Origin of the sequence: Enterobacter sp. RIT418, from assembly GCF_003057745.1 — a bacterium.
Taxonomy (GTDB): Bacteria; Pseudomonadota; Gammaproteobacteria; order Enterobacterales; family Enterobacteriaceae; genus Enterobacter.
The window spans coordinates 1-5,772 of sequence record NZ_QBJD02000034.1 but is presented as its reverse complement, the minus strand read 5'-3'; the positions used below and the strand labels follow the sequence as shown (position 1 = coordinate 5,772).

Annotated in this window: 6 protein-coding genes; all 6 read right to left on the bottom strand. The window is 59.6% G+C overall.

Going from position 1 to position 5,772, the window contains the following annotated elements; genetic code table 11:
• Positions 1–1,251 (bottom strand): AAA family ATPase (locus tag DBY73_RS21970; RefSeq protein ID WP_146745808.1); only part of this gene is annotated, 1,251 nt, incomplete at its 3' end.
• 160 nt (positions 1,252–1,411) lie between these two features.
• Positions 1,412–1,903 carry a type VI secretion system effector Hcp gene (hcp, locus tag DBY73_RS21965; protein ID WP_112013277.1) on the bottom strand — a complete coding sequence of 164 codons (492 nt, stop codon included), beginning with the start codon at positions 1,901–1,903 and terminating at the stop codon, positions 1,412–1,414.
• A 1-nt stretch (position 1,904) separates the two neighbouring features.
• The gene (locus DBY73_RS21960) at positions 1,905–3,584 is read right to left on the bottom strand and encodes an OmpA family protein (protein WP_112013276.1); all 1,680 of its coding nucleotides are present in this window, start codon (positions 3,582–3,584) and stop codon (positions 1,905–1,907) included.
• Positions 3,584–4,273 (bottom strand): type VI secretion system protein TssL, short form, encoded by a 690-nt coding sequence (gene tssL / locus DBY73_RS21955; RefSeq protein WP_112013275.1) that lies wholly within the window; start codon positions 4,271–4,273, stop codon positions 3,584–3,586. The genes DBY73_RS21960 and tssL overlap by 1 nt, the downstream gene beginning before the upstream one ends.
• Positions 4,270–5,619, bottom strand: coding sequence for a type VI secretion system baseplate subunit TssK (tssK, locus tag DBY73_RS21950; RefSeq protein ID WP_112013274.1), 1,350 nt, complete (start codon positions 5,617–5,619; stop codon positions 4,270–4,272). The genes tssL and tssK overlap by 4 nt, the downstream gene beginning before the upstream one ends.
• A 13-nt stretch (positions 5,620–5,632) precedes the next feature.
• A partial coding sequence (locus DBY73_RS21945) for a type VI secretion system contractile sheath large subunit (protein WP_146745807.1) occupies positions 5,633–5,772 on the bottom strand: 140 nt, incomplete at its 5' end.

Genomic DNA, 5,772 nt, shown 5'->3' with positions numbered 1-5,772 from the left:
CTGTCGGCCCGTCAGGTAGCGCCTGGAGAGGGTGACGGCGGCGCGAACGGCCTCGTCGGTGATGTGCACGCCGTGGTGCTCCGCGTAGCGGGACTTCAGGCCGCGCAGCATCAGGCAGGCGGTGTCGTCGTCCGGCTCGTCCACCTTGACCATCTGGAAGCGGCGCTCCAGCGCGGCGTCGCGCTCGAAGTACTGCTTGTACTCGCTCCAGGTGGTGGCGGCGATGGTGCGCAGCTCGCCGCGCGCCAGGGCGGGCTTGAGCAGGTTGGCGGCATCCGCGCCGCCCGCCTGGTTGCCCGCGCCGATGATGGTGTGCGCCTCATCAATGAAAAGGAGCACCGGCTGCGGCGACTGCTGCACCGCCTCAATGATGTTTTTCAGGCGCTGCTCGAACTCGCCCTTCACGCCCGCGCCCGCCTGCAGCAGGCCGAGGTCGAGGGTGCGCACGGAGACCGGCTTCAGGCTGTCCGGGACGTTGCCTTCGGCAATGCGCAGCGCCAGCCCCTCGACCAGCGCGGTTTTGCCCACGCCCGGCTCGCCCACCAGAATCGGGTTGTTCTTGCGCCGGCGCGAGAGGATGTCCACCATCTGGCGAATTTCATTGTCGCGGCCAAATACCGGGTCGATTTTGCCGTCCCGCGCGCGGGCGGTGACGTCGAGGGTGAACTTGTCCAGCGCGCTCTGCAGCGCCGGGCTGAGCTCCCCTTCTTTTATATCCGCATTCACCGGACGGCCCACGAACGCCACCTCGTCACTGCTGAGCGCCGCCTCCTGCTGCACCTCTTCGCGCTCGTCGGACTGCGCGTCCAGCAGCCCGCGCAGGCGCTCAAGCTGGCTCAGCCCGGTGGTGGTCAGCGGCCACAGGCCTTCGCAGCGCGCCAGCGACGGCTTTTCGACAATCGCCATCAGCAGGTGCACGCTTCGGATCTGCATCTCACCCGCCAGCGAGGCGTGCAGCCACGCGTTCTGCATCAGGGTGCGGATGCCGTCAGAGAGCTCCGGGCGGCTGCGCACCGAGCGCGGAAGCCTGTCGAGAAACGCCAGCAGATCCTGCCATATCGCGTCCATGTCCCACTCGTAGCGGCGGGCAATCACCGTGATGTCCCCTTCGCCCTGCTCCAGCAGCTTCAGCAGCCAGTGCTCGGGGAGGATTTCCGCATGCGCGCGGGTCTGACACAGGGAGGCGGCCCCTTCCATCGCGCGGGCGCAGTAGGGATTAAGACGACGTAACAGAACGGCAGGATTTTCCATGAGAGTCTCTCTTTATCAGTTCCGGGCATGCTACCGCCCCTCGCTGTTGACTTACCAAAGCGCATCAGGTCAGGCAGGCAGATTGTGTGTTCTTTGCTGAGCGTCCGTTATGGCAGGCGCTCAGCAAAAAAAGCAGACGGAAAACCGTCTGCTCAGGCAATCAGGCAGTGGTACGTTCGTTCCACGAGTCGGAATGAATAATGTTGCCGTCTTTATAGGTCCAGGTGATTTTCTCGTAGCGCAGCTCAATCTGCTCCAGATGGTTGTGCTTCTCGAAGGACGGATCCTTGACGTCGTGCATCAGCGGGTTCACCTTCACCACCTTCACGTTTTCCAGCCTGGTGTTGAAGTACTCCACTTCCTGGCCCGCGTCGTTGATTTTGTACCACTTGAATTCAGCCGATTTCAGGGTCTGGCCGGTGGTCACCGCCTTGTACAGGTACGGGCTGGAGGAGTCGATTTCCTTGGTGAACAGGAACGGTGTGTGGATGCGCGTGCCGGTCAGCTTGCCGGTGTTGTTGTCGGTCGGGATGTACAGGTTATGCTGCTGCGCAACCACTTCGATGCTGCCCTCGCGGTCCTTAACGTCCACGGAACCTTTGATGTCCGCGCCGCCGTCGTCCTTGAGCCACAGATAGACTGGAATTGCCATGTTATTTCTCCATTTCTTGAGTTGAAACGTCACGTATATCCTGTGACGCGGTTGTTGCGCCCGGCAGCTGGCAGGCGTTCGCCTGCGGCACCAGGCTGATTTCGACACGTCGGTTCAGCGCACGGCCTTCGGTCGTGTCGTTGGTTGCGATCGGGCGGCTTTCGCCATAGCCCTGCACCGCGAAACAGGTTTCCGGCACGTCGCCGGTATCGCGCATCCAGTCGCGCACCGATTCCGCGCGCTTGAGCGAAAGCACCTGGTTGGATTTGTCGTCGCCGGTGCTGTCGGTGTGACCGGCCACCACGATGAGCCAGCCCGGTTTGGCCTTAATACCCACCAGCGAGTTCACCAGCAGCTTCGTGGAGCCGGGCTTCAGCGCCCATTTGCCGGTGTCGAACAGCGACATGCTGTCGAGGCGGACGATTTTAGGTACCGGTTCAGGTTTCGGTGCCGGAGGTGGAACCCAGGTATCAATGGCCTGCTGCAACGCAAGCCACAGGCGATGTCCAGGGTAATAGCCCAGCCCGTAACGAACCGGTTCCCCCTGCCGCTGCCAGCGCTCAAGCAGGAGCGCATCCTGTTTCAGTACCGCCAGCGATTCGGCTTTAGGACCGTAGTGGTTCATCGGGATCGCGTTCCAGCGCTGTAGATCGGTGCCCACCTGACGGATCAGGTCCCGGTTGTTAAGGGCAGACATACCCAGCGCCACCAGGGCACATAACCACATCAGCAGAACGAGACGGCGGGTACGCTGCCCCCCCTGCACCAGAGAGGCAAAAGGGGTCAGCAGCGGCAGAACAGCATCAGGGAATTGGCTGGCCGGAGCAGGCGAATTGGCCTTCCGGGAAAACCGCAGGCAGGTGCGGGAACAGAGCCAGCCTGACCAGACGGACAGCGTTTCTGGATTAACGGAACCCAGACGTATTGCCACGGCAAAGGCATGAACAGGCGGCGTTAACCGATCGGATTTCTCCAGCTCATCAAGCAGGGTATTGCGGATAAATGAAAAAGCCTGACCGAGCACCGGCAGCACCTCGACGTTCTCACCTTCCTGCTGCCAGTCGATGAGCGCCTGCGGCGAGGCGTTGTCCGGATAGACTACCGGTTTGTCTCCGCGCACGAGTACCCACGGCGTTTCAGGTCCGGAAAATTCGGCACTCACCACAACCGGTAATGTAAAGCCCGTCAGCGAATGTATCTGTTTACTCTGCTGGCGGAGAGTTTTCAGCATGGAGCGCAGAACGGCTTCATCCTGGTGCAGATCGGGCTGGCAGACGTACATCACCGAGAGCTCGCCGATCTGCCGTGGGAACTGAACCTGAATGCTGCGGACAACGTCGGTTAAGCGAGAGACATCACCCGCTCTCAGCCACCAGCCCTGCGCAGTTTTACGCAGAGGTTGCTCCTGAAATAGCGCATCCAGACGGTCACCGCAGACCAGCACCACCGGCCCCTGATTGTCCAGCAATGGCAGATCAACGCTTTCGGCACTAGCGTTGGATTCAGGATCCCCACGTCGACAGTTTTTTAAAACCGTCCAGCATGCCAGACCCACAAGCAGCAGCGTGCCCAGACCTTTCATCACATTCCCTACCGGAATGAAAGACCAGAGCAACCACAGCAGCGTTGCAACACCCGCAAGCGTGTGCAGGACAACCGAAAAAATGACTGATTTACGCATTAGCCGTGCAGCTCCGGTAATTGCGCCGACAACAGCGCCTGGAGCCACAGATGGCCTCCCCACCAGACCACACCCGTCACGATGATGGCCAGTACAGTCCAGAACCAGACGGACCGCATCAGGCTCCAGCGGTGTTTACCCGTCCGATGGACAACCAGCGAGAGCCCCACATCAGGCGGAGAAACGCGCTCAGAAAGGGCCTTGACCACCTCATCCCGCTGCGCCTGGCTTACGGCGTTCAGGCTGTACAACCCCTGAAATCCCAGCGCGATCACCCTGTGATAGCAGGTCAGAACCGCTGTATTAGGCGCTGGCTGGCGCAGTACTTCCGCAATGCGGTCCCAGAGTGCTTCACCCGCCCGAAGTGAGCCAAAGAAGCGGGCCTGGAGCGGAGCCCTGCGCCATGCCATCTGTCCTTCATCGACGGCGCTTTCTTCACCTTCTCCGGTGGTTTCAGATTTACGGCTCATCACCGTCTCGTCCAGCAATGCGCACTGTGCATAAGAGATATGGTCCACGCTGGCATCGTCGTATCCGGCACGCTCCAGCGCTTCACGCACGCTTTCAACCTGCCTGACACATTTATCGTAAAGCGCATTGCCATTGTGGGTGACGGCACCTTTCTTCAGCATGGTGACGGTGAGCCAGGTCTCCGTCATCAACTGGTCAATATCAATTTCCGTTCTCATGAGCGCAGCACCGCAAACAGTTCAAGCTCCAGCGCACCCAGCAACTCGGGAACGTAGAACATACACACTCCCTGCTCCTGCATTTCATGCGCAGCTGCGCTTTCCATATCAAGTGCGAAGTACTGGTTTTCCATACGTACCGGGAGTGCGGCAGGAACCCTGTTTACCGGGATAAGCGGGATACCCTTAAGTGCAGCGCCATAAATGACATTGACGTCATCAGGGGAGCCTGCCTGACAAAGTGCCGGGAACTTGTCAGCGATCTGCCAGGCCGGGACATCTGAACGTACGGAAAGATAAAGGTCGGCCTCTTCACGCAGACGGATATCGTGGAGGTTTGCCTTCCAGGTCTGTCCGTCCGGACGCGACATCTCCAGTGCGATAACGCGAGAGGGCAAGCTTGCTTCCAGCAGTTCAGTCACCAGCTCAAAGAGCGGAGGAAAAGCGCTGGCCGGCTCTGCATGGTCATAGCCCGGAATCGCGTCAAGATCGTGTTCCAGCGAGAAGGTCAGCATGCTACCTGCCAAACGGGCGAGCTCAGCCCATACCTGTTCAGGCGGTCGTGCCGGGAAGCGTTCATATTCCGTCAGGACTCTGGCGTGCGAGTTAAGCGCATTGAGAAGCCAGAACAGAGAGACATCGGCAACCGCAAAGTCGGCGAGCCTTTCATTACTTTCACGACGCATGGTCATCAGCCGCTGGCGTCGGGAGCGCAGCTGGCGATTAAGCAGCACGAGACGTTCACGCAGAACCGGACTGGCGGCAAATGACGCAACAGGAGGAATGAAAGATGGATCCTGACGCCAGGCGTTTTGCCCGTCACGAATGAGTCTTGCTACAGGGCAGACCTTCCAGGCGTCATTATTTTCATGGGCAAACCGGATCGTGCAATTGAAGCGGGCAACCGCTATGGACTCTTCTTCAGAACCAAAGGCATCCTGCACGGTTACCCACTCTTCGCGGTAGCGAAGCGGACGATCGGCCCTTGTCCCTTCTTGTTCCACGTTAATCACGCCGGGCTGCATATGCGGTAGCGCAATAACTACCGTTACAGTATCAAGACCCGCCAGTTGAGCAGGATCCAGCTCACGAGGAGCAGGCGGTAAATCGCTTTGTTGAGCATCAATCAGCGTACCGTCATCCAGCCACAGACGTAACTGTGAAATCTGGATCAGGCCCGATGAAAGAAGGCTGTCGTTAAACGCGATCTTTTCCACTCCCCATGGGAAAGGAGAAACCAGCGCCGAAACGCCGGCACTGCGAAAAGACTCCCACTCAGTCTGCTGCTGGAACTGCTGAGGGGACAGCAATGCCCCCTCGTTCCACAGTGGACGATAAATTTTCATCCCTGCTCCCGCCTTACGCTTTCGCTTTCGGCATCTGGCTGACCAGAGACAGATTCACGTCCATCCCTTCCACCTGGAAGTGCGGTACCGCGAACAGACGCACGCGGAAGAAGCCCGGGTTGTCCTCGATGTCTTCCACCACCACCTTCGCGT